This window comes from Micromonospora sp. DT63, assembly GCF_049841615.1.
Lineage (GTDB): Bacteria > Actinomycetota > Actinomycetes > Mycobacteriales > Micromonosporaceae > Micromonospora.
In genome coordinates, this window is sequence record NZ_JBNCKQ010000006.1 from 261,892 (window position 1) to 282,932 (window position 21,041).

22 protein-coding genes are annotated in these 21,041 nt (G+C 72.8%); 10 read left to right on the top strand and 12 right to left on the bottom strand.

From position 1 onward, the window contains the following. Positions 1–186: 186 nt before the first annotated feature. Both ACLQ27_RS22615 and ACLQ27_RS22620 read right to left on the bottom strand, forming a co-directional pair. Positions 187–450 (bottom strand): hypothetical protein, encoded by a 264-nt coding sequence (locus ACLQ27_RS22615; protein ID WP_357497427.1) that lies wholly within the window; start codon positions 448–450, stop codon positions 187–189. Positions 451–526: 76 nt separating this feature from the next. Then, on the bottom strand, positions 527–3,136 hold the full coding sequence (locus ACLQ27_RS22620) for a glycoside hydrolase family 9 protein (protein WP_425868514.1): 2,610 nt from the start codon (positions 3,134–3,136) through the stop codon (positions 527–529). A gap of 273 nt (positions 3,137–3,409) precedes the next feature. On the opposite strand from ACLQ27_RS22620, the gene ACLQ27_RS22625 reads away from it, so the two are divergent. Then, positions 3,410–4,135 carry a PP2C family protein-serine/threonine phosphatase gene (locus tag ACLQ27_RS22625; protein ID WP_234587811.1) on the top strand — a complete coding sequence of 242 codons (726 nt, stop codon included), beginning with the start codon at positions 3,410–3,412 and terminating at the stop codon, positions 4,133–4,135. A gap of 6 nt (positions 4,136–4,141) precedes the next feature. On the opposite strand, the gene hrpB is transcribed toward ACLQ27_RS22625, so the two are convergent. The 3 genes from hrpB to ACLQ27_RS22640 are packed head-to-tail and all read right to left on the bottom strand — an operon-like array spanning position 4,142 to position 7,756. After that, the gene (hrpB, locus tag ACLQ27_RS22630; RefSeq protein WP_425868706.1) at positions 4,142–6,661 is read right to left on the bottom strand and encodes an ATP-dependent helicase HrpB; all 2,520 of its coding nucleotides are present in this window, start codon (positions 6,659–6,661) and stop codon (positions 4,142–4,144) included. A 28-nt stretch (positions 6,662–6,689) separates the two neighbouring features. Then, complete coding sequence (locus ACLQ27_RS22635; protein ID WP_425868517.1) at positions 6,690–6,890, bottom strand: DUF397 domain-containing protein; 201 nt, start codon at positions 6,888–6,890, stop codon at positions 6,690–6,692. Positions 6,891–6,931: 41 nt separating this feature from the next. Further along, positions 6,932–7,756: a helix-turn-helix domain-containing protein gene (locus tag ACLQ27_RS22640; RefSeq protein WP_425868708.1), complete on the bottom strand. Its 825-nt coding sequence runs from the start codon at positions 7,754–7,756 to the stop codon at positions 6,932–6,934. 184 nt (positions 7,757–7,940) lie between these two features. On the opposite strand from ACLQ27_RS22640, the gene ACLQ27_RS22645 reads away from it, so the two are divergent. The 3 genes from ACLQ27_RS22645 to ACLQ27_RS22655 are packed head-to-tail and all read left to right on the top strand — an operon-like array spanning position 7,941 to position 10,729. Then, positions 7,941–8,567: a GOLPH3/VPS74 family protein gene (locus tag ACLQ27_RS22645; RefSeq protein WP_234588405.1), complete on the top strand. Its 627-nt coding sequence runs from the start codon at positions 7,941–7,943 to the stop codon at positions 8,565–8,567. A gap of 48 nt (positions 8,568–8,615) precedes the next feature. Continuing rightward, complete coding sequence (locus tag ACLQ27_RS22650; protein WP_357497435.1) at positions 8,616–10,142, top strand: APC family permease; 1,527 nt, start codon at positions 8,616–8,618, stop codon at positions 10,140–10,142. Then, positions 10,139–10,729: a GNAT family N-acetyltransferase gene (locus ACLQ27_RS22655; protein WP_357575665.1), complete on the top strand. Its 591-nt coding sequence runs from the start codon at positions 10,139–10,141 to the stop codon at positions 10,727–10,729. The genes ACLQ27_RS22650 and ACLQ27_RS22655 overlap by 4 nt, the downstream gene beginning before the upstream one ends. 112 nt (positions 10,730–10,841) lie before the next feature. Here ACLQ27_RS22655 and ACLQ27_RS22660 read toward each other — a convergent pair whose 3' ends face one another. Next, complete coding sequence (locus ACLQ27_RS22660) at positions 10,842–11,675, bottom strand: SigB/SigF/SigG family RNA polymerase sigma factor (protein ID WP_007458025.1); 834 nt, start codon at positions 11,673–11,675, stop codon at positions 10,842–10,844. Positions 11,676–12,053: 378 nt separating this feature from the next. Between ACLQ27_RS22660 and ACLQ27_RS22665 the strand changes: the two genes are divergently transcribed. Then, positions 12,054–12,809, top strand: a complete 756-nt coding sequence (locus ACLQ27_RS22665) for a hypothetical protein (protein ID WP_234588390.1) — start codon at positions 12,054–12,056, stop codon at positions 12,807–12,809. Here the strand turns inward: ACLQ27_RS22665 and ACLQ27_RS22670 are convergent. Further along, entirely contained in the window at positions 12,758–14,347 is a 1,590-nt protein-coding gene (locus ACLQ27_RS22670) for a phospholipase D family protein (protein ID WP_357497440.1), read from the bottom strand. The genes ACLQ27_RS22665 and ACLQ27_RS22670 overlap by 52 nt on opposite strands. 132 nt (positions 14,348–14,479) lie before the next feature. Here ACLQ27_RS22670 and ACLQ27_RS22675 point away from each other — a divergent pair, with 132 nt between their 5' ends. Next, a complete protein-coding gene (locus tag ACLQ27_RS22675) occupies positions 14,480–14,608 on the top strand; it encodes a hypothetical protein (RefSeq protein WP_255787601.1) in 129 nt (42 codons plus the stop codon). 60 nt (positions 14,609–14,668) lie between these two features. On the opposite strand, the gene ACLQ27_RS22680 is transcribed toward ACLQ27_RS22675, so the two are convergent. Together ACLQ27_RS22680 and ACLQ27_RS22685 are read right to left on the bottom strand one after the other, a co-directional pair. Beyond that, positions 14,669–15,655, bottom strand: coding sequence for a pirin family protein (locus ACLQ27_RS22680; protein WP_357575664.1), 987 nt, complete (start codon positions 15,653–15,655; stop codon positions 14,669–14,671). Between the two features lie 11 nt (positions 15,656–15,666). After that, on the bottom strand, positions 15,667–16,149 hold the full coding sequence (locus tag ACLQ27_RS22685) for a MarR family winged helix-turn-helix transcriptional regulator (RefSeq protein WP_357497444.1): 483 nt from the start codon (positions 16,147–16,149) through the stop codon (positions 15,667–15,669). A 157-nt stretch (positions 16,150–16,306) separates the two neighbouring features. On the opposite strand from ACLQ27_RS22685, the gene ACLQ27_RS22690 reads away from it, so the two are divergent. Beyond that, entirely contained in the window at positions 16,307–16,840 is a 534-nt protein-coding gene (locus ACLQ27_RS22690; RefSeq protein WP_234588387.1) for a GNAT family N-acetyltransferase, read from the top strand. Positions 16,841–17,126: 286 nt separating this feature from the next. Here the strand turns inward: ACLQ27_RS22690 and ACLQ27_RS22695 are convergent, their stop codons facing one another. Continuing rightward, positions 17,127–17,618, bottom strand: coding sequence for an FBP domain-containing protein (locus ACLQ27_RS22695; protein WP_234588386.1), 492 nt, complete (start codon positions 17,616–17,618; stop codon positions 17,127–17,129). Between the two features lie 60 nt (positions 17,619–17,678). Here ACLQ27_RS22695 and ACLQ27_RS22700 point away from each other — a divergent pair, with 60 nt between their 5' ends. Continuing rightward, the gene (locus ACLQ27_RS22700) at positions 17,679–18,248 is read left to right on the top strand and encodes a TetR-like C-terminal domain-containing protein (RefSeq protein ID WP_357575663.1); all 570 of its coding nucleotides are present in this window, start codon (positions 17,679–17,681) and stop codon (positions 18,246–18,248) included. Between the two features lie 49 nt (positions 18,249–18,297). On the opposite strand, the gene ACLQ27_RS22705 is transcribed toward ACLQ27_RS22700, so the two are convergent. Next, entirely contained in the window at positions 18,298–19,317 is a 1,020-nt protein-coding gene (locus ACLQ27_RS22705; RefSeq protein WP_357497449.1) for a hypothetical protein, read from the bottom strand. 28 nt (positions 19,318–19,345) lie between these two features. On the opposite strand from ACLQ27_RS22705, the gene ACLQ27_RS22710 reads away from it, so the two are divergent. Further along, positions 19,346–19,816 (top strand): winged helix-turn-helix transcriptional regulator, encoded by a 471-nt coding sequence (locus tag ACLQ27_RS22710; protein WP_234588383.1) that lies wholly within the window; start codon positions 19,346–19,348, stop codon positions 19,814–19,816. Beyond that, positions 19,813–20,400: a DUF1684 domain-containing protein gene (locus ACLQ27_RS22715; protein ID WP_234588403.1), complete on the top strand. Its 588-nt coding sequence runs from the start codon at positions 19,813–19,815 to the stop codon at positions 20,398–20,400. The genes ACLQ27_RS22710 and ACLQ27_RS22715 overlap by 4 nt, the downstream gene beginning before the upstream one ends. A gap of 47 nt (positions 20,401–20,447) precedes the next feature. Here ACLQ27_RS22715 and ACLQ27_RS22720 read toward each other — a convergent pair whose 3' ends face one another. Then, a complete protein-coding gene (locus tag ACLQ27_RS22720) occupies positions 20,448–21,038 on the bottom strand; it encodes a general stress protein (RefSeq protein ID WP_234588382.1) in 591 nt (196 codons plus the stop codon). Positions 21,039–21,041: the final 3 nt, after the last annotated feature.

Here is a 21,041-nt window from a genome sequence, read left to right on the forward strand (position 1 = left end):
CCGGTTGTGCCGTGGGTCAGCGCGCCCGTGCCGCGCAGTCGTCTGCGGCCGGGTGGCCGTGAGCACCGACCGCACCGGGCGCGAGACGCAGACCCTGAGGCACGCTGAAACGGCCCGCACCTGCCGGGTGCGGGCCGTTCTGCCGTCCGATGCCGCTGCCCGTCACATCGACTGTGGAAGCGGGTGTCAGGGCGTGCCGCCGGAGTCGCTGGCGACGCCGCTGTTGTAGGCCTGGTTGTCGTCGCCGCCGTACCCCTTGCCGCGCAGACTGCCACGGCGCTGGCGGCGCTGCTCGTACCCGCTGGCCCGGATCGCCTGGCGCGCTCGGCGCATCGTCTCCTCGGGTCCGTCGGTCCGGGCCCGGCGACTGCGCCGCAGTGCGAAGAGCGCCAGGACGGCCAGCACCACGGCTGCCGCCGCCCCGGTCAGGAGCCACGTTCGTCCATCCATGTTCGTGATGGTAGGTACGCGGGTCCAGCCGAGCTGGTGGCCGCCCGGGGGGAGGGCGGCCACCAGCCGTGCCTGCTCAGGACAGCGAGCAGGGGTTTCCGTTGACGGTGACCAGACCCGGCTTGGGGTTGGCGCCGCCGTTGGTCGTGGCGTTGAAGCCGAACGTCACAGTGCCGCCGGGCGCGATCTTGGCGTTGTACGACTCGTTGCGTGCCGTCACCGTCGCCCCGGCCTGGGTGACCTTCGCCAGCCATGCCTCCCGGACGCGCTGGTCACCGGTGAACGCGAACCGTACGGTCCAGCCGTTGACGGCGGTGGCGCCGGTGTTGCGCACGGTCAGCTGCCCCGTGAAGCCGGTGCCACCCTCCCAGGCGCCGTAGTTGGCGTAGCTCACCGAGCAGGTGGAGGCCGGCACCGCGCCGGCCTCGTCCTGGTCGGCCAGGAACGAGGAGATCCAGGCCAACGCCGAGTTCCAGTTGATCGCGACCTCGTTGGTCGAGTAAGAGTTGATGTCGTCGACGTAGCAGAACATCGGCTTGCAGCCGGCGAGCAGCTGCGCCGCGAACGGATCCTGCAGGGCCGCGTTCGCGCCACCGGCGAGGGAGCCGTCGGGCGGGCGGGGCAGGTCGGGGTTGAGCTGGTGGCCGAAGATCCGGCTGTGCTGGTTCTGGGCGTTGTGCTCGCCCCAGCCGGTGACGTACGAGATGTTCAGGGCGTTGCGGCCGAGGATGTAGTCCATCGCCTGGACGGCGCCGTCGCGGTAGGTGGCGTTGCGGGTCAGGTCGAAGGCGGTGGCCAGCACGATGGCGTTGTTGATGATGCTGCTGTTGCCGCCCCAGAAGTAGCTGGCGGCGTCACCGGGCATCGGCAGTCCGTACGCCTGCCGGCGCAGCTCGGCCAGGTACGCGTCGGCGGCACCGGTGACCGAGGCGCGGACCCGGGTCAGTTCGGCGGCCGGCAGGCCGTTCGGCACGGTGGCCAGGTCGAGGCGGCCGAGCGCCGCGACGCTCTGCCAACCGAAGCCCCGAGGGTCGAACACGTCGCCGGTGTGGTGCGGCGAGGCGCTCAGATCGGTCAGGTAGGACTGCTCCCCGGTGCTCAGGTACAGCTCGACGGCTGCCCAGTAGAACTCGTCGGTGACGTTGCCGTCGTCGTACGCGCCGCCGCCGGTGCCGTCGTTGGGGCTGGCGTACACCGCGGGATGGGCCTTGGCAGCGGCGTAGGCCGTCTTCGCGGCAGTGGCGCAGCGGCCGGCGAACGCCGCGTCGTAGCTGGCGAACAGCCGCGCGCACTGGGCGGCGGTGGCGGCCAGGTTGAGGGTGGCCGCGGTCGACGGCGGGTGCAGCTCACGTGGCTGCGGGTCGTCCTGCGGGGCGAGCGGCAGGCCGGTCCAGTTCTGGTCGTGGATCTTGTGGTGGACCATGCCGGCGAGGGGCTTGCCGGCCGGCACCTGCATGCGCAGCAGGAACTCCAGCTCCCAGCGGGCCTCGTCGAGGATGTCCGGCACGCCGTTGCCGCGCTCGGGCACCCGCAGCGAGCCGTCGGCCAGCCCCGCGCCGCCGTCGGCGGTGGCCGCCGTCTTGGTCCGCTCGAACGTGTTGAGCAGCTGGTAGGTGGCGATGCCGCCGTTGACCACGTACTTGCCGTGGTCGCCGGCGTCGTACCAGCCGCCGCGCACGTCGAGCGAGTAGTCGCAGACGCCGGGCTGGCAGGGCACGTTGGTGTCGCCCTTGTTGGGGGCCACGTCGAGGTGACCGGCGGGGCGAGCGTACTCGTCGCCGATCAGGTCACCGTCGATGGCGATGCCGCTGCGCTGGGCGTAGAAGAACTGCAGCGAGTCGGCGCGCAGCCGGTCGTAGAGGGTGCCGGAGATGTCGAACGGGTGGCTGGTCTCGCCGTCGACGGTCAGGGTCAGCCCGCTGCCGGGCGTGCGGTAGCTGGAGAAGTCGACGGTCTGCACGTTCTGCCCGGAGGCGGCGTCGACGCCGCGCGTGGTGGTCGTGCCGCTGGCCAGGACCGCGCCGGCGGCCGAGCGCAGCTGCCAGGGCAGCGCCGCGGTGGCCTCGGTGACCACTGTGGCGTTCTTCGGGCCGCCGGGCAGGTAGCCGACCTGGTTGACCCGCACCCGCGGCCCGGTGTCCGGCTCGTACGGCGCGGGCGGCTCGCCGCCGCGCAGCGAGACGTCGTCCAGGCAGATGGTCTGCGCCTGCGCGCTGCCGCCGACCTGGAAGATCAGCTGGGCGTTCGGGTTGTCGTCCGGGACGGTGAAGGTCTGCTCGACCCGCTGGGCGGTGCCGGTCGCGGTGGCGTCCACGGCGGCGTACGTCGTGTACGGGGCGCTGCCGAGCTGCAGCACGGCCTTGACCGCCGCGCCGGGGGTGGCGGAGACGGCGAAGCCGAGGGTGTATTCGGCGCCCGCGATCAGCGGCACCCCGTCCTGGCCGATGCCGGCGTCCCAGGGGTTGGCCAGCCCGCCGGGGACTGTGGTGCAGAGCCGGCCGTCGGTGACCGCGAGGGCGCCGGTGCCGAAGGAGAACCAGGGGCTCACACCGGCGCTGAAGTCGCCGTTGTCGATCTGCTCGGGGGCGTCCGGTGGAGGGTCGGCGTGGGCCGCGCCGGCGCCCGCGCCGGTGAGGGCCAGGGTGGTCGCCGCGGCCAGGAGGAGGCGGCGTCGGGATGGCGTCACGGGGAGTCCTTCCGGGACGGGAAGAGGAACGGTGATGGTGTGCGGTGGTGCGGCAAAACCTGGGAGCGCTCCCAAGTATCGGCTCGATGTTTCCAGTGGCGGATCGCCGTGTCAATTGATCTGACTGGATGGGTTCTGGCGCGCGACGAGGGCGGCCGGTCCGGTCGCGCACCGTCGTCGCGTCGGCCGGGCAACGTGAGATTGACCGCGCCACGCCCCGTCGTCCTGATCTCCTAGAGACAACTGCGCCCTTCGCCTGGCAGGCTGCCTCCCATGACCCTGAAGCTGCGTTCCGTGGGAACGAGCGACCGTGGGCTGATCCGCAGCGGAAACCAGGACGCCCTGCACGCCGGCACCTGGCTCGTCGCCGTCGCCGACGGCATGGGCGGAATGGCCGCCGGTGACCTGGCCAGCTCGCTCACCATCGACGCGGTCGCTCCGCTGGACGTGGAGACACCCGAGGACGCTCTGGTGGCGGCCCTGCAGGACGGCATCGCGCTGGCCACCGCCCGCATCCGGCAGGCGGTCGCCGACGACCCCGAGCGCCAGGGCATGGGCACCACGCTGACCGCCCTGCTCTTCGCGCGTACCGGCAGCTGCCTGGCCCTCGCCCACGTCGGTGACTCGCGGGCCTACCTGTTCCGCGAGGGTGTGCTCAAGCAGGTCACCCGCGACGACACCTTCGTCCAGATGCTCGTCGACCAGGGCGTCATCACCGCGGACCAGGCGAGCAGCCACCCGCGCCGGGCTGTCGTCACCCAGGCGTTGCAGGGCGAGGACGTCTCACCGTCGTACGCGACGATGGTGCCCCGGGCCGGCGACCGCTGGCTGCTGTGCAGCGACGGCCTCTCCAACGTCGTCCGCCCGGACACCCTGGCGGAGGTGCTCACCGGCTACCCGGACCGGTCCGCCTGCGCCGGCAAGCTGATCGACCTGGCGCTGCACGCCGGCGGGCCGGACAACGTCACAGTGGTGGTGGCCGACGTCGTCGAGGAGTAGCCCTCCTCAGCGCCGACGCGGCGCGGCACGCCGGGTGGGCGTCGCCGTGCCCGGGTCCTCCGGCCACGGATGGCGGGGATAGCGACCGCGCAGCTCCGAGCGGACCTGCGCATAGCCGGTACGCCAGAACGAGGCGAGATCCGCGGTGACCGCCACCGGTCGGCCGGCGGGGGAGAGCAGGTGCAGCAGCACCGGCACCCGGCCACCGCCGATGCGCGGGGCGGCCGGCCAGCCGAACGTCTCCTGGAGCTTGACCGCCAGCACCGGCGCCGCCGGGTCGGCGTAGTCCACCCGGATCCGCGAGCCGCTGGGCACCTCGATGCGTTCCGGCGCGAGCTCGTCGAGGCGCGCGGCCTGCGCCCATGGCAGCAGCCGGCGTAGCGCCGACGTCACGTCCACCCGGCTCAGGTCGGCGCGTCGGCGGGCGGCGGCCAGTTCCGGCCCCAGCCACGTCGGCGCGGCCGCGAGCAGCGCCTCGTCGCCGACGTCGGGCCACTCGTCGCCGAGGTGGTGCCGGCAGAACGCCATCCGCTCGCGCAGCCCCCGTGCCGCCGGCGTCCACGGCAGCAGCCCCAGCCCTTCCTGGCGCAGGCCGGTCAGCAGCGCCGCCGCCACCTCCGCCCGGTCCGGGCGGTCCAGCCGCCGCGCCACCAGCTCGATCGCGCCCAGCCGGGTCACCTCCCGGGCGACCACGTCCCCGTCGGACCAGCCCACCTCGCGGCGCGTGGACAGCAGCGGGCCGGCGGCCTCCCGGGCGGTCGCCTCGTCCAGGGGGGTGGCCCGGCGGATCCGCGCCGACGGCGTGCCCGGGCGGCGGTCCGCGACGGCCACCGCGAGCCAGTCGGACCCGGCCAGCCCCGACCCGACCGCCAGCTCCGCGGCGGTCCCGCCCGTCATGAGGTACGCGGACCCGCCCGCGCTGCGCACCCGGGCCAGCCGCTCCGGGTACGCGAGGCCGACCAGCAACCCCGCGGCGAGATCGTCGGTGAGTCCGCCCGAGGCGGCCCGCCCACCGGCGGGCAGCGCGGCGCGTAACCGGCGTACCTCGGTGCGCCAGCGGGCTGTGGCGCCCGCGTCGGTCCCGGCGCGTAGCCGACGCCAGCCGGCCACCAGGTCGTCGCCCGGGCCGGCCGCGCTCTCCTCGGCGAGCAGGGCCACCACCTCGGCGGCGCGGTCCGCGCCGACCCGACCGGCGCCGTCGAGCAGCGCACGGGCCAGTCGCGGGTGCGCCCCGGCCGAGGCGATCACCCGGCCCCGCCCGGTGATCCGGCCCGTCGGATCGACCGCGCCCAGCGTCTCGAGGGTGTCCCGGGCCACCGCCATCGCCGCGGCCGGCGGTGGATCGGGCAGCGCCAGCCCGACGCCGTCCGGGCGCCCCCAGGCGGCCAGCTCCAACGCGAACCCGGTCAGGTCCGCCGTCGCGATCTCCGGCTCCGGCCGGGCGGGCAGCCGCTCGTGGGTCGCCTCGGACCAGCAGCGGTAGACGTACCCCGGGGCCTCCCGGCCGGCCCGGCCGGCCCGCTGGGTGGCGGCGGCCCGCGAGACCGGCACGGTGATCAGCGCGCCCAGCCCACGGGCCAGATCGATGCGGGGCACCCGGGAGAGTCCGGCGTCCACCACCACCCGTACGCCCGGCACGGTGAGGCTCGTCTCGGCCAGCGCGGTGGACAGCACCACGCGCCGCCGGCCGTCCGGGCCGCGGGGTCGCAGGGCCGCGTCCTGCTCGGCGGCGCGCTGGCGACCGTGCAACGGCAGGAGGTCGACGGTGTCCCGCAGGTCGCCGAGCCGGCCGGCGACCGCGGCGATCTCACCGGCCCCGGGGAGGAACACCAGCACGTCGCCGTCGTGCTCGCGCAGCGCCCGCCGGACCGTGGCGGCCACGTGGTCGAGCAGGGCACGGTCCACCGGCCCGGCCCCCGACGGCGCGACCGGCCGCGCCGTCGGCGCCCAGATCCGCCGTACCGGCTGCAGCGCCGACTCGGCCCGGACCACCGGTGCGGCGGTGGTCCCGCCCAGCAGCGCGGCGAACCGGTCGGTGTCCGGCGTGGCGGACATCGCGAGCAGCCACAGGTCCGGCCGGAGGGTGGCTCGGGCCTCCACCGTGAACGCCAGTGCGAGATCGGCGTCGAGCTGCCGCTCGTGACACTCGTCGAGCAGCACCGCACCCGTGCCGGGCAGCTCCGGGTCGTGGTGCAGCCGGCGGACCAGCAGGCCGGTGGTGACCACCTCGATCCGGGTGGCCGGACCGACCCGACGCTCGCCGCGTACGGCGTAGCCGACCCGCTCGCCGACGCGCTCGCCGAGCAGTTCGGCCATCCGCCGGGCCGCGGCACGCGCCGCCACCCGTCGGGGTTGGGCGATCACCACCCGGCCGTCGACCCGGTCAGCCACCGCCAACGGCGCGAGAGTGGTCTTGCCGGTGCCCGGCGGGGCCACCAGCACCGCGGCGCCGGCCGCGTCGAGCGCGGTCAGCAGCGCCGGCAACGCCGGACGGACCGGCAGGTCCGCTGTTACGTCGGAGAGCACGGCCCAGTCTCGCACCGGTGCCGGAGACTCAGCCCCGGCGGACCTCGCCGAGACCGTGCAGGAACGACACCCAGGCGGCCGAGCCGAACGCCAGCACCGGGCCGGAGCGGTCCTTGCTGTCCCGGACGGCGATCCGACCGTCGACTGTCGCGACCTCCACGCAGTTGCCGTTGCCACTGCTGCGCGTGCTGGTGCGCCAGTCCGCCCGGGTCAGGTCGAGCGCCGTCATCCGTGGTACCTCTCGTCTGCGTCGGCGTGCCGCAGACGCGGTCACGCAAAGTTACGAGAAGCCTCCTTGAGGTGGGTCAGCGACGCCCCCGGATCGAGTGCCATCCGGCACAGCTCCTCGTGCAGAAGGCTATACCCGAGCACATGATCGGCATCCTCCAGAGCCAGGCCCATCGTCAGGTTATCCAGGTAAACCACTGACGCGTCGGCGGCGTCGGCGAAGTTGAGGATCACGTACGGGGTGGTCATCGCCGGATGCTCGCCGGCCGCGAACGGCAGTACCTGAATTGTCACATTGGGTAACTGTGCGATGTGGCTCATGTGGACCAGTTGCTCGGCCATCACGGCGGGGCCGCCGACCGGGCGCAACAGCACGGCCTCGTTGAGGACCACCGACAATTCGACCGGGTCGTCGCAGTGCAGCACCTCCTGGCGGCGCAGCCGGGCCGCGACCTTGCGCTCCAGGCCGTCCTCGCCGGCGGTGCGGCGGAAGATCGCCCGGGCATACGCCTCGGTCTGCAGCAGCCCGGGCACCGACTCGGCCTCGTACGTGCGCAGCGTCGCCGCCTCGGCCTCCAGTCCGACGTAGAACTCGAACCACTCCGGCAGCACGTCGCTGTAGTTCTGCCACCAGCCGCGTTGCTGCGCGCCCCGGGCGATCTCGATCAGTGCCTCGGCGTCCGCGCCGGTGACCTGGTACAGGGCGAGCGCCGCCCGCACGTCGCGGGGCTTGATGCCGATCTGCGCGTTCTCGATCCGGGACAGGTTGCTCTTGGACATGTCGAGTTGACGGGCCGCCACGTCGAGGGTCATGCCCGCCCGTTCCCGGAGCTGGCGGAGCTCGCGAGCGATGCGCCGACGGCGCACGGTGGGGCTGGCGGTGGGCCGGATGGTGGAAGCGGCGGTCACCGTCCGAGTCTGTCACGACAAGATCCGCAGGTCGCGCCAGCACGGAGTGCAACTTTCAAATCTGGGAGTTGCGTTGCAGTAGCTGTCGGTGCATCCTTTTCCGGGCGCAGACACTGTGGACACAGCTGAGCGGGAGGACCGTTTGCTCATCGCCGACGAGTTCTTCCTCATCGCCCACAACGACACCCGCGGCAAGGCCAAGCTCCACCCCGCGGCGACCGGCCTCGGCCTCGCCGCCGGCCTCCTCGGTGAGCTGACCCTCTACGGGCACATCACCGTCTCCGGTGGACAGGTCACCGTCATCGACCGGCGCCCACCCGCCGACGCGCTGGCGCACACCGTGCTCGACCAGTTGATCGGTGAGTCGCAGCACCGGGAGGTCAACGTCTGGCTCAGCTTCCTGGCGCAGAGCGCGACGACCTCGGTGGGCGAGCGGCTCGCCCGCGCCGGGGTGCTGCGCCGCCAGGAGAGCCGACGGCTGCTGCGCACCTCGGTCAGCTACCTGCCGATCGACCTCAACGCCGTGGCCTGGCCGGCCACCCGGCTGCGGGCCCTGCTGGAACGCCCCGACCCGCCGAGCGTGCCGGACGCGCTGCTGCTCGGCCTGGTCGTGGCCGCCGGACTGACCCGCGAGGTGCTGTGGAGCGCCGGCCCCCGCGCCCACCACCGGCTCAGCGTTCTCATCCCCGCGCTGCCGGCGCCCCTGAAGGAGCTTGTCGGGCACACCGAGGCCGCCGTCGGCGCAGCCGTGCTGCGCGGCATCCCCTGATCCCCCCCGGTAACCCCAACCCCTCCCCTCGACAACCGGAGTAGTCGTATGCCATCGACATCGACAGTCGACCGACCCAGCAACGTCTCCGAAGCCCTCGCGAGGGGACGTCTCGGCGTCCCCTCGGTCATCTTCTTCGTCCTGTCCGCAGCCGCGCCGCTGACCGTGGTGGCCGGCGTCGTCACCACCGGCTACGGCGTCATCGGCGTGACCGGCATCCCGCTGGCCTTCCTCGTGGTCGCCGCGGTGCTCGCCCTGTTCTCGGTCGGCTACGTGGCGATGTCCCGCCGGGTCGAGAACGCCGGCGCCTTCTACGCCTACATCTCCCGGGGCCTCGGCCGACCGGCAGGTGTCGGCGCCGCCTGGGTGGCGCTGATCGCGTACAACGCGCTCCAGGTCGGGCTCTACGGCACCATCGGCGTCGCGGCCGAGCCGGTGCTCGACCGGATCTTCGGCGGGCACCCGCACTGGTCGATCGTCGCCCTGGTGGCTTGGGCGCTGGTCGGCCTGCTCGGCCTGCTCCGCGTGGACATCAACGGCCTGGTGCTGGCGGCGCTGCTGGTCGCCGAGATCGTCGTGGTCCTGATCTTCGACCTGGGCCAGCTCGGCAACCCGGCCGGCGGCGAGGTCAGCTTCGCCGGGTTCTCGCCGGACAACCTCTTCGTGCCCGGGGTGGGCGCGGTGCTGGTGCTGGCCATCCTCGGCTTCGTCGGCTTCGAGTCCGCCGTCGTGTTCAGCGAGGAGAGCAAGGACCCGAAGCGGACGGTGCCACTCGCCACCTACCTCTCGGTGGCGATCGTCGCCGCGCTGTACGCGCTCTCCTCCTGGACCATGACCGTCGCGGTCGGCCCGGACAAGATCGTCGCCGAGGCCGGTGAGCAGAGCGTCGGGCTGATCTTCAACCTGGCCGGCGCCCAGCTCGGGGACACCGCCGTCACCATCGGCCAGGTGCTCTTCCTGACCTCGCTGCTGGCCGCGATGATCTCCTTCCACAACACCACGGCCCGCTACACGTTCGCGTTGGGCCGGGAGCGGGTGCTGCCGGCGGTGTTCGGGCAGACCTCGCCGCGGACCGGCTCGCCGCGGGCCGCGTCGCTGGCACAGAGCGCCCTCGGCCTGCTGGTCATCCTGCTCTACACCGTCAACGGCTGGGACCCGGTGGTCAAGCTGTTCTTCTGGGTCGGCACCAGCGGCGGCTTCGGCGTGTTGCTGTTGATCGCCACCACCTCGGTGGCGGTGATCGCCTACTTCGCCCGCTTCGGCGGTGACGAGACGCTCTGGCGGCGGGCCATCGCGCCCGGCCTGGCCACCATCGCGCTCGTCGTGATCATCTGGTTGGCCGTGTCGAACTTCGCCAACCTGCTCGGCGTCGCACCCGACTCCAACCTGCGCTGGGCACTGCCCGCCGTCTACCCGGTGGCGGCCGCGCTGGGCGTCGCCTGGGCGTTGCTGCTGCGTAACAACCGCCCGGACACGTACGCCCGGATCGGTCTCGGCGCGGCGAGCGCCGCGGCGGCCGTGCGGTCGGGGGAGCAGCAGGCGACGACGCCGACCGCCGCGGAGGTGTCCCGATGAGCCTGCCCATCGAACGGCTCGGGCCGCAGGACACGGAGCTGGTCGCCAACCGGATCGCCGAGGCGTTCATCGCCCTGGAGGTGACCTCCTGGCTGGTCCCCGACGCGAGCAAGCGCGAGGCCGTGCTGGCCGGGGACTTCGAGATCCTGGTCGACCACGCGATGCGGCACGGGTTCGTGCACGCCACCGCGGACCGGGCCGGTGTCGCGGTCTGGTTGCCGTCGGTCGGTGAGCCGGCCCCGCCGCCGCCGGACTACGACGCCCGGCTCGCCGCGGCCTGCGGCGAGTGGACCGACCGGTTCCAGCATCTCGACGAGTTGTTCGCGGCGAACCACCCGCACCCGGACCATCACCACATGGCCTTCCTGGCCGTGCAGCCGGGACGGCAGGGACAGGGGTTGGGCACCGCGCTTATGAGGCACCACCACGCCTGGCTGGACGCCAACGCCATGCCGGCCTACCTGGAGGCGAGCAGCCCGCGCAGCCGGGACCTGTACGCGCGGCACGGTTACCGGGCCGGCGAGCCCTTCCGGGTGCCCGACGGCACGCCGTTCTGGCCGATGTGGCGGGAGCCCGCAGGCCGCTGACGGGGCCGGCCGGGCCGCTGCCCCTCGGGGGGAACGGCCCGGCCGGTGCGCCGGTCCCGACGCACGACGAAGGGCCGGGTCCACGCTGACCCGGCCCTTCGTCGTGTGGTGCCTAGTACGTGCCGTCGAGCTGGCCGCGCAGCTTGGTCAGCGCCCGGGCCAGCAGCCGGGAGACGTGCATCTGCGAAACGCCGATCTGGTCGGCGATCTGCGACTGGGTCAGGTTGCCGTAGAACCGCAGGGTGAGGATCTTCTGCTCACGCTCGTCGAGCGTGGCCAGCGCGGGGCCGAGGGCGACCCGCAGCTCGGCCAGCTCGAACTCGTTGTCCTCGCCGCCGAGCATGTCACCCAGCTCGGTGGCCCGGTCGCCGTCGCCGGTCGGGGTGGACAGCGACACCGCGTTGTACGCGCGGGCGCCCTCCAGGCCTTCCAGGACCTCTTCCTCGGTGAGCTTGAGGTGGGCGGCGATGTCGGCGACCGTCGGCGAGCGGCCGAGGGTCTGCAGCAGCGAGCTGTTGGCGTCGGAGATGGCCAGTCGCAGCTCCTGGAGGCGACGCGGCACCCGGATGTCCCAGGTGCGGTCGCGGAAGTGCCGCTTGAGCTCGCCGATGATGGTGGGGATCGCGTAGCCGGCGAAGTCGACACCGCGGGACGGGTCGAACTTGTCGATGGCCTTGATGAGGCCGACGGCGGCGGTCTGCGCCAGGTCGTCGGTCGGCTCGCCCCGCCCGCTGTAGCGGTGGGCGAGGTGGTTGGCCAGCGGCAGCCAGGCCTCGATCGCGCGGTCCCGCAGAGCGGCGCGCGACGGGTGGTTGGCGGGCAGTGCGGCCATGGCGTTGAGCAGGTCGGCGGCGCTGTCGGTGAGCGCCCGCGGGTCCAGCTTGGTGGTGCTCGTCTGCTCGGCAGCGGTGGTGCTCGCCTGCTCGGTGATCGTTGGCGCGGTCATGGGTGGTCCTCCCTGCACCTCGTCCGCGGACAAAAAGACGTGACGCTTTGGTTTAGCTTCGAATGGGCCGTTCGGGACTCACCTTAGCCTGATCGGCTCCCGGAAATCTAGCCGAAAGGTTGATGTACTTAAGGCGCGTCGGACCACAAAACGTCCAAAAGCAGCGGCTGGCGAAGAGTTTGTGAGGTCTCTTACCCGTTTAACGGGCGATCCTGCGGCACCCGGTCATCCCATCCGGCCCGACCGGTCGGTGTCGCATCCCCCGCCGACCGGTCAACATGAAATCCGACAACTGGGCAGCACTGTCGACTATCCGTCGTTGTCCCGTCGGCGGGACCGGCCGTAGCGTCGCTGGTAGACACCCGGTTCGGAGGCACCATGCTCGATCCAGCCGCTCCCCAGCTCGTCGTGAACAGTCGCACCCTTTACTTCAGCTGGTTGCCGGCGGATCCCGACGCGGTCGCCGCCCTCGTCCCCGCCGGGCTGCGCCCCCGCGCGGACCGGCAGGTGTTCCTCAACCAGTACGTCGTCGAGGACGAGACGCAGACCTCCGGCTTCGGCGCCTACTCGTTGACGTACCTCGGCGTCTCACTCGCCGGCGTGGACGCGCCCGGCGGGCTCAACCCGGGCGGCTGGTGGACCCACTACGTGGCCTCCAGCCGACTGGTCCGCGAGTACGCCGCGGCGCGGGGCGCCCCGGTGCTCGCCGGCCGGACCAGGATCGAGGTGAGCGGCGAGGCGCTGCTCTCCGAGACCGAGGCGGAGGGTGCGCCGCTGATCCGCGCCCGGTGTCGGGTGGGGGAGACCGGCCACGTGATCAGCAGCGGCCACCACCGCTACTTCACGTGCCGCGACGGCCAACTACTCAGCTCGGTCTACCCGTTCGTGGCCGAGCCGGTCGCGCCGTTCGAGATCGAGTCGGTGGAGTTCCTGCAACCCCGACACCCGATGTACGCGCTGCGCCCCGCCAACCCGCTGACCATCGGCTTCGGCTACTTCTCGCCGCGCTCCTCGTTCGCCTACCCCGGCGGGCTGACCGTGCACCCCGGCGCGGCCGGCCCTCCCGAGCCGGCCCGGCAGACTCACCAGGTGCCGGCCAGCCTGGCTCGCAGCGGCCTGCCGTCGGGGTCGTAGACCAGCCGGTACACCGGCAGCGCCCACGTGCGGGTGTACCAGGGCAGCCGCTCGGGGCGGTGCGGGCGCAGCCGGCCGGGTGGACGATCGCCGACCTGGCCGCCGTCGTACCACAGTTGCAGTTCGTCGGCCGCGGCCGTGATGGCCGCCACGGCGTCGGCCGGGTCGAGCAGGTCGGCGTCGTCCGCGCCGTCCGGGTCCCGGTCCAGGTGCTCGCGCCAGAGCCGCAGCCGCAGGTCCCGGGCGTAGACGCGGGCTCCGTCGCCGAGACCCGCCGGGTCGGTGGGGGTCCGCTCGTCGCGCGTGTCGTCGAGCACCGCGCAGGACAACTCGCTGTCGTGCGTCCAGGAACGGCGGTTGAAGTTGTCGCTGCCGACGCTGGCCCAGACGTCGTCGACCACGCAGACCTTCGCGTGCACGTACACCGGGGTGCCGGCGTGGTTCTCCACGTCGAACACGTGCACCCGGTCCGGCGCGGCGCGCTCGCACAGCGACAGCGCCTGCTCCCGGCCGACCATGTTGGGTGGCAGGGCCAGCCGGCCGTCCACGTCCGGGTGCCGGGGCACCACGGCGACCAGGTGCAGCTCGGGATTCTCCCGCAGCGCCTGGGCGAACAGGTTGGCCACCTCGGTCGACCAGAGGTACTGGTCCTCCAGGTAGATGAGCCGTCGCGCGCGGTGGACCGCCTTGGTGTAGCCCCGGGCCACCGTCCGCTCGCCGTCGGGCGCGAAGGAGTAGCGCGGCCGGACGGCGGGGTAGGTGCGCAGCACCTGGATCTGGTGCGGCCCGCACTCGGGCGGGTCGGCGGGCTGCTCCGGCAGCGGGTCCGGCCGCAGGTCCGCGCCGCGCAGCCGGTCCCGCGCGTACGCCATCGGATTCTCCGAGTCCAGCGGCATCGGGTCGGTCCAGCGCTCCCGGAACAGGGTGTCCAGCGCGCCGACCACCGGGCCGCGCACCGCGAGCTGCACGTCGTGCCAGGGCGGGTTCGACCCGTACCGGGAGGACATCTGCACCGCCTGCGGGTCGCCGCCGTGCGCGGCGTCGTCGCGCCGGCTGTGGCACAGGTCGATCCCGCCGGCGAACGCGATGTCCCGCTCCGGGGCGTTCGGGTGCCGCAACACCACCAGCTTCTGGTGGTGCGAGCCGCCGCGGCGGACCCGCTGGTCGAGCAGCACCTCGCCGCCGGCCGCGGAGACCGTCTCACTGAGGTTGCGGTTCTCCGCCTCGCTGTAGGCCATCGCGTCGAGGTGTGAGCGCCAGATCAGCCCCTTGACCACCACGCCGCGCTGCGCGGCCTGGGCGAAGAGCTGGGCCACGGTGGGGCCGTCGGGGCGCAACCGCTGGTCCGGGTCGCCCCGCCAGTCGGTGAAGAAGAGGTGGTCACCGGCGGTCAGCGCCTCCACCTCCTCGACCAGCCGGTCGAAGTACGCCGCGCCGTGAATCAACGGCTCGGCGAGGTTTCCCCTGGTCCAGACGGGTAACCCAGAGACCGGGTTGGCGCGTTCCTGTGCGGTGAGGAACCAGTCCTGTAACGGCACGTCCAGCCCCCCGGAGGTCGACAACGTCCTCACGGTAGGACCCCCGACGCGGGTCCGCATGCCAGGCCGACCGACCGGTGACCTGGATGACGCCCAACGCGAGCACGTGACAACAGCCGAGGAGGCCACACCATGCCCCGCGAGACGACGAACCCCGTGACCGAGTACCGCGAGCCGGCGGTGGAGAGCGAACGGGGTGCGCTGGTAGCGGTGTTGCTGATGGTGATTCTGGGCGTCGCGGGGATTTTCGCGGTCTCGTGAGGCGGCGCCGGCGCCCCGGGGAGACGGGGCGCCGGCGCCGGTTTCAGCGGTCGGTCCGGGTCAGGGACGCGGGCCCTGGCCGTCGGTGTGCGGCACCCGCTCGGTGGGGATGACGCCGAGCCGGCCGGCCTTGAAGTCCTCGAACGCCTGGAGCAGCTCGTCGCGGGTGTTCATCACGAACGGGCCGTACTGTGCCACCGGCTCCCGGATGGGCTGACCACCCATGATGTAGAGGTCCAGCGCCGGCGTGTTGCTGTCCTGCGTGGGGTCCGCGCTGATGCGCAGCGCGTCGCCCGGACCGTGCACCGCGAGCTGACCGGTGCGGACCGGCCGGCGCTCGACGCCGACGGTGCCGCGCCCGCCGAGCACGTACACCAGCGCGTTGAAGTCGGGGTTCCAGGGCAGGTCGACCTGCGCGCCCGGCTGCACGGTGACGTGGGTGATGGTGATCGGCGTGAACGTCGACCCCGGGCCGCGGTGCCCGGCCACCTCACCGGCGATGACCCGGATCAGCGCGCCGCCGTCGGGCGTGGTGAGCAGGGCCGACTCCCGGCCGCGGATGTCCTGGTAGCGGGGCGGGTTCATCTTCGCCGCGCGGGGCAGGTTGACCCAGAGCTGCGTGCCGTGGAAGAGCCCGCCGCTGAGCACCAGGTGCTCCGGCGGCGCCTCGATGTGCAGCAGGCCGCTGCCGGCCGTCATCCACTGGGTGTCGCCGTCGGTGATGGTGCCGCCGCCGCCCTGCGAGTCCTGGTGGTCGAAGACGCCGTCGATGATGTAGGTGACGGTCTCGAAGCCGCGGTGCGGGTGCCACGGGGTGCCCTTGGGCTCGCCCGGCGCGTAGTCCACCTCGCCCATCTGGTCGAGGTGGATGAACGGGTCCAGGTCGGTCGTCGACACCCCGGCGAAGGCCCGGCGGACCGGGAAGCCCTCGCCCTCGAAGCCGCTGGGCGCGGTGGTCACCGTGCGGACCTTGCGGAAGCTGGTGGTCTCGTCGAGCTGGGGCAGGCGGGGCAGGACGAGGACGTTGTCAACGGTGATCGCGGGCATCGGGGGGCTCCTTAACGTGTGGCGTGGGTGCTCGACGTGGTCCGGGTCGCCCGCAGGCGGCGGCCGAGCCGGTCGAAGACCCGGGTGAGGCAGGCGACCTCGGCGTCGTCGAGGTCATCCATCAGGTGGGTACGCACCGACGCCAGGTGGTGGGGTGCGGCTTCGGACAGGGTGAGCAGCCCGGCGGCGGTGAGGACGGCTTCGCTGCCGCGCCGGTCGTCCGGGCAGGCCTCCTTGCTGACCAGGCCGCGCCGTTGCATCGAGGAGATCTGGTACGTCAGGCGGCTGGGGGAGAAGACCAGCCGGCCGGCCAGCTCGCCCATCCGCAGTCGTTGCCCCGGTGCCTCGGAGAGCAGGACCAGCACGTGGTAGTCGGCGAAGGTGAGGTCGCTGTCGGTGCGCAGGTCGTCTTCCAGCTGGGTGAACAGGCGCTGGCTGGCCTCGATGTAGGCACGCCAGGCGGCCGCTCGGGTGCTGTCCAGGCTCTCTGTCACGTCCACCACGGTAGCACTAGTTCAAAATTTAACTAGTGCTATTGCGCGTTGCCTGCGTCACGTCTGTCCGGTTGGTGGCGCCCTTGGTGCAGTTTTGAAGAAAGCGCGGGTCAATCGGGCGGCGGTGCCGGGGCGTTCTGTGCCAGACTGCGGCCTCGTGGAACACGTGGAGCTCGCCGCCGCCGACCTGCTGTTGCGCCCGTGGCGGGAGGCGGACGCCCCGGCGGTGCGCGACGCCCTGCGCGACCCCGACATCGCCCAGTGGAACCCGCAGGGCGGCGGCCCGGTCGACGACCACGCCGCCCTGCTCTGGGTGCGTCGCCGGGCCGACTGGTCCGGCGGCGACCACGCCTCCATGGCGGTGACCGACGCCGCCGACGGCCAGCTGCTCGGCTCGGTGTCGCTGCACCACATCCACCACGGCGACGCCTCCATCGGCTACTGGACGATGCCGGCGGCGCGCGGGCGTCAGGTGGCGACGCGAGCCGTCGTCCGGCTCACCGAGTGGGCGTTCGACGACCTTCGGCTGCACCGGGTCGAGCTGTGCCACGCGGTGGCCAACGCGGCGTCCTGCCGGGTCGCCGAGCGGGCCGGCTATCTCGCCGAGGGGACGCTGCGCGAGTCGTACCAGTACGGCGACGGCCGCCGCTACGACGAGCACCTGCACGCCCGCCTGGCCACCGACCGCTAGCCGGCCGACGCCCGTCGGAAAGCGGCCCAGGTCGGGCGGCGGCCGGGGTCAGGGGGTTGGCACCTTCACCTCGCTGCCTGTCGAGCTGCCCCAGACATGGGGCGGGCATCTCCGGGCGGGGCTGTGCGGCGGCGTCTTCGACGGCCGGCCCAGATATGGGGCAGCTCGACAGGAGCGCACCCACCCGGGCGGCCCCGGCTCGGGACCGGCCGGCCGAGCCAACCCGCTCAGGCAGGCCGGCCGAGCCAACCGGCTCAGGCAGGCAGGCAGGCGGGCCGGCCGGCCGTCACTCGGTGACCCGGCGCAGGAACGCCGTGAGGTGACCGGTGGTGCGGTCGATCTTCTCGGCCAGGGTGATGGTCTCTTCGATCCGCCGCCCGGCGTCCCTCTTCTTGCCGCGCAGGTAGAGCGAGCAGGCCAGGTCGGAGCAGACGTACGCGCCCACGGAGTTGCCCTGCCGGCCGTCCCGGCCGGCCTTGCGGGCCGTCATCAACGACACGCCGTCGCCGGTGTGGGTGGTCAGGCAGAAGGAACACATGCTGCGCCGGACCCGCCCGGCCTGCTGGGGTGCCACCCGCAGCGCGACCCCGACGAGGCCCTCGTCGGCCTCGGCGATCAGGTAGGCCCGCTGCGGCGCGGCGACGTCCCGCCAGCCGAGGAAGTCCAGGTCGTCCCAGGGGCGCATTTCAAGATCGTTCGGTATGGCCAGCCGCTTCGCCTCGCCCTGAGTGCAGTTGACGAAGGAGGCGCGGATGGCGGATTCGGTGAGGGCTAACATAGGTAGTAGCCTAGCTCTCCTAGGCAAGCGATTAACGAGACTAGTTTTGGGGTGTGGTGCGTGGCACGTGCCGGAGTGACCGTCGAGCGGCTGGCCCTGGCGGCGGCCGACCTGGCCGACGAGGTGGGCGTCGAGAACGTGACAGTCGCCGCGCTCGCGCGGCACTTCGGCGTGAAGGACGCGAGCCTGTACTTCCACATCAGGAGCGCACACGACCTGCGGGTCAGGATCGCGCTGCTGGCACTCGCCGAGCTGGCCGACCGGGTCGCCGACGCGCTCGCCGGCCGGGCCGGCAAGGACGCGCTGGTCGCCTTCGCCAACGCGTACCGGGACTACGCGACGCGGCACCCGGGTCGCTACGCCGCGATGCAGATCGACCTCGACCCCGAGACGGCCGCCGCGAGCGCGGGCGTCCGGCACGCCGAGATGACCCGGGCGATCCTGCGCGGCTACCGGCTCTCCGAGCCGGACCAGACCGACGCCGTCCGGATGATGCACAGCACGTTCCACGGCTTCGTGAGCCTGGAGCGGACCGGCGGGTTCCGCCACACCCCGCGCTCGACGGACGAGTCCTGGGCTCGCGCCCTCGACGCCCTCGACGCCGTCCTGAGCAACTGGCCGCGGGGATGACGATCGGGTGGGCGCACGTCGTCCGCCCACCCGATCGTCTTCAGCCGGATCAGGGTGTCGCGGGCGCGTCCGCACGGGACGCCAGCGGGCGTCGCTGCGCGGTCCGCTGTCGGAGCAGGACGAAGCCCAGGCCGGCCAGGAACCAGGTGGCGAGGACGGCCAGGGGCACCAGCGTGTGCGAGCCGTTGAAGTAACCGAAGTTGTTGACCGCCCGCACTGCCGCGCCCGGGGGGAGCTTCGCCGAGATCGACTGCGCCCATCCCGGCAGCAGGTCGATCCCGATCGTCGCTCCGCTCGTCGCGTTGCCGATGGTGGTGAGGGTGAGCACCGCAAGCGCGATCCCGATCGGGCCGAGCCAGGCCCCGAGAGCCTTGGTCGTGAAGGCGCTGGCGGCCGACAACAGGATGAGCGACAGGGCGAGCAGCGGGAACGGCGCCGTCAGCGACCCGTAGACCGGGCCCGCGACCGTCGCCGCGATCACGCCGATCGCTACGGCGAATCCGCCCATGGCGTAGAGCCGGTGACGCAGGCGCACCTTCGCGGTGGCCGCGGTGAGCCCCTGCGCGAGGACGAACGACGACAGGGTGACCCCGAACACCACGTAGAAGGCGGACAGCCCCCGGCTGTCGTAGCTCGCCAGCGGCACGATGTCGTTCTCCTGGACTGTCGCGCCGGCCTGCCGGGCGAGACCCGCGACGAGTTGCCGGGCCGCGCCGCTCTCACTGAATCCGCTCGCGCCGGCGTAGTCGAGCGTCAGCCTGCCGGGGGCGGTCGCGCCGAGCACCGCGACGGCGTCGCCGTCGCGGACCAGGGCCGTTCCGTCCTCGACGGTGCTCACCGGGGTGACGGCGACGGCGTCGCCGAACCCGGCGTGCGCGGTGGTGGCCAGCTGCTCGCCGACCACCGCGATCGGCAGGTGGCGCGGCTCGGGACCGCGTTGCAGCCCGACGTAGACGGCGATGAAGGCCGTACCGATGATCAGCCCGGTGAGCACGAGGGAGAGCCAGGCTCGGCGGTGGGTGACGACTGGCGTTTCCCGCTCGGTACGTGGTTCGGGTGGCGACGTCATGGGTGCTTCCTCGGGTAGTGTGGTTTGAATGTCCAACCAGACGAACCGTAGCACCACCGGTTTGAATTCCAAACCGGCTCGGGACACGCTCGCTGTGGCGCTCGACGCGGTCAACGACAGGTGGTCGCTGCACATCGTGCGGGCGCTCGCCTTCGGGGCCTCCCGGTACACGGAGATCCTCCGGGCGGTCGGCGCACCCCGGGACGTGCTCGCCGCCCGGCTGCGAAAGCTCGCCGAAACCGGCATCCTGCAGGCGCGATCGACCGAGGACGGCAAGGTCGCGGGGTACGAGCTCACCCAGAAGGGCAAGGACCTCGGGCAGGTCATCCTCGTGCTCAAGCGCTGGGGCGACACCTACAGCGACGCCGAGGTGCCCAAGGTCGACTTCATCCACGACGTGTGCGGTGAGGTGTTCGTCGCCGAGGTCCGCTGCCAGGCGTGCGGCAGGCCCCTGCGGTCCGGGGAGCTGTCCCTCGATCAGGAGTCCGCCGCATGCTGACCGATCTGGAACTGGCCGACTGGCGGGAGCGGGTGGCCCGGCTGTACCTGTCCGACGTCGACCTCGCCGGCTTCCGCGCCGGCCGCGACGAGCTCTTCGCCACCCACCCGCAGAGCCCGATCCCGCCGGCCGAGCGGCAGGGCTTCACCGGTGTGCGCTACTTCGCACCGAACCCGGAGGCCGTGGTGGAAGCGCCCCTTCGGCCGGCCAGCGGCGAGCTGCGGGTGGACACCGGCGGCCCGGACGGGGTCGTCGCGTACCGGCGGGTGGCGGTTGCCGAGACGCCGTGGGGGCCGCTCACGCTGTGGTGGATCGAGGCGTACGGGGGTGGGCTCTTCGTGCCGCTGCGCGACGGCACCTGCGGCCAGGAGACCTACGGCGGAGGGCGGTACCTCACCGACACGGTGAAGGGCACCTTCGGCCGGGGCGTCGAGCTGCTGCCCGGCGACCGGGTCCGGCTGGACGCCAACTACCTCTACAACCCCAGCTGCGCGTACGACGACCGCTGGGCCTGCCCGCTCGCCCCGCCGGAGAACCGCGTCGACGTGCCACTGCGGGCCGGCGAGCTGGCGTACCACGACTGACCGGCCGCCCCGGCGAACTGCCGGGAACGGCCGGTCGTGCCGATGCGTCAGCGGGTGTTCGCCGGCGTCGAGCCGGGCACCTGCATCCGGCCCAGCAGTTGCCGGGCCTGATCGGCGAGCTGTGCGTCGACGGTCACCGCGTACTGGCCGGCGCGCAGTGAGCTGGCCGAGGTGAAGTCGCGCTGCCCGCCGGTCATCGCGTGCGCCACGGCGCCGAACACGGCGCCCCAGATCGCGCCGATGACCAGGCCGACCAGGATCACCGCCAGCCAGTTGCCGACGGTGAAGATGCCGAACAGCAGGCCGATGAAGAGTCCGAACCAGGCGCCGGTGCCGGCGCCGAGCAGCGCCGCGCGACCGGTGGTCATCCGCCCGAGCACCGTCTCCACCAGCGTGAGGTTCGTGCCGACGATGGCGCTGTGCTCCACCGGGAAGCGGTTGTCGGCCAGGTAGTCGACCACCTTCTGGGCGGACGGATAGTCCGGATACGAACCGATCGTCACGGTGGGCGGGCCGCCCTGCGGCCCGTGCCCGTCCCCGGCCGGTGCCGACAGGCGGCCTGCCGGGCCGGACGGAAGCACGTCACCACTGTGTGCGCCGGGCCGCCACGCGGCGGCCGGCCCCGAAGCTGAGGTCATGAG

Excerpts from the sequence above, each read along its gene's own strand:
- ACLQ27_RS22705 (WP_357497449.1), bottom strand. The coding sequence starts at position 19,317 with ATGACGTCGCCACCCGAACCACGTACCGAGCGGGAAACGCCAGTCGTC.
- ACLQ27_RS22720 (WP_234588382.1), bottom strand. The coding sequence starts at position 21,038 with ATGACCTCAGCTTCGGGGCCGGCCGCCGCGTGGCGGCCCGGCGCACAC.
- ACLQ27_RS22675 (WP_255787601.1), top strand. The coding sequence starts at position 14,480 with ATGCCCCGCGAGACGACGAACCCCGTGACCGAGTACCGCGAGCCGGCG.
- ACLQ27_RS22660 (WP_007458025.1), bottom strand. The coding sequence starts at position 11,675 with ATGACCGCGCCAACGATCACCGAGCAGGCGAGCACCACCGCTGCCGAG.
- ACLQ27_RS22650 (WP_357497435.1), top strand. The coding sequence starts at position 8,616 with ATGCCATCGACATCGACAGTCGACCGACCCAGCAACGTCTCCGAAGCC.
- ACLQ27_RS22710 (WP_234588383.1), top strand. The coding sequence starts at position 19,346 with ATGTCCAACCAGACGAACCGTAGCACCACCGGTTTGAATTCCAAACCG.
- ACLQ27_RS22695 (WP_234588386.1), bottom strand. The coding sequence starts at position 17,618 with ATGTTAGCCCTCACCGAATCCGCCATCCGCGCCTCCTTCGTCAACTGC.
- ACLQ27_RS22665 (WP_234588390.1), top strand. The coding sequence starts at position 12,054 with ATGCTCGATCCAGCCGCTCCCCAGCTCGTCGTGAACAGTCGCACCCTT.
- ACLQ27_RS22655 (WP_357575665.1), top strand. The coding sequence starts at position 10,139 with ATGAGCCTGCCCATCGAACGGCTCGGGCCGCAGGACACGGAGCTGGTC.
- ACLQ27_RS22635 (WP_425868517.1), bottom strand. The coding sequence starts at position 6,890 with ATGACGGCGCTCGACCTGACCCGGGCGGACTGGCGCACCAGCACGCGC.
- ACLQ27_RS22625 (WP_234587811.1), top strand. The coding sequence starts at position 3,410 with ATGACCCTGAAGCTGCGTTCCGTGGGAACGAGCGACCGTGGGCTGATC.
- ACLQ27_RS22615 (WP_357497427.1), bottom strand. The coding sequence starts at position 450 with ATGGATGGACGAACGTGGCTCCTGACCGGGGCGGCGGCAGCCGTGGTG.
- ACLQ27_RS22680 (WP_357575664.1), bottom strand. The coding sequence starts at position 15,655 with ATGCCCGCGATCACCGTTGACAACGTCCTCGTCCTGCCCCGCCTGCCC.